Genomic DNA, 518 nt, shown 5'->3' with positions numbered 1-518 from the left:
GAGTCTCGTGGGCTCGACAGCGGGAGCTACCTCGCCGGACGGGACGAACGGCGCCTCACCCTTGACCACGGCCTGCCAGTTGTCCGGCAGCACGTAGTCGGTGTAGCCGCACTCCTTCAGCTCCTGCGGCAGCTGCAGGGTGAGGCGGGCCTTTCCGTCGGTCTGCGCCTGAGCGATGGTGCCGGCGTGGATCGTGTTGTCCGCCGACTCCTTGTTCACCGCTGACGCCTCTTCGCAGAGGTGGTACACGGAGCCGGAGGTGGTCCAGTAGACCTTGTCGCCGCCGGTGATGTCTTGCACCAGGCCTGCCTGGTTGGCGTACTCCTCCTGCGAGGCGGGGGAGTAGTCGATGTTCGAGGCCACCGCCGCACCGGCGATCACGATGCCGATGATGCCGGCGAGGGCCTTCTGCCCGCCCGTCATGTTCTTGTTCGTGAACACCAGGATGATCAGCGGCAGGAATGCCACCACGGAGATGATCGCGCCCAGCTGGTTCTGGATGAAGAAGCGCACCGGAT

The 518-nt window shown here is 65.4% G+C and carries 1 protein-coding gene; it reads right to left on the bottom strand.

The window, feature by feature from the left end; genetic code table 11:
• Positions 1-518, bottom strand: a 518-nt coding sequence (locus ACI3KQ_RS15960) for a hypothetical protein (RefSeq protein ID WP_404959332.1), incomplete at both ends; no start/stop codon positions are given.

It is taken from the genome of Sphingobium sp. ZW T5_29, from assembly GCF_044987515.1.
In the GTDB taxonomy this organism is placed as follows: Bacteria; Pseudomonadota; Alphaproteobacteria; order Sphingomonadales; family Sphingomonadaceae; genus Sphingobium.
This window is presented reverse-complemented; position numbering and strand designations above follow the sequence as displayed.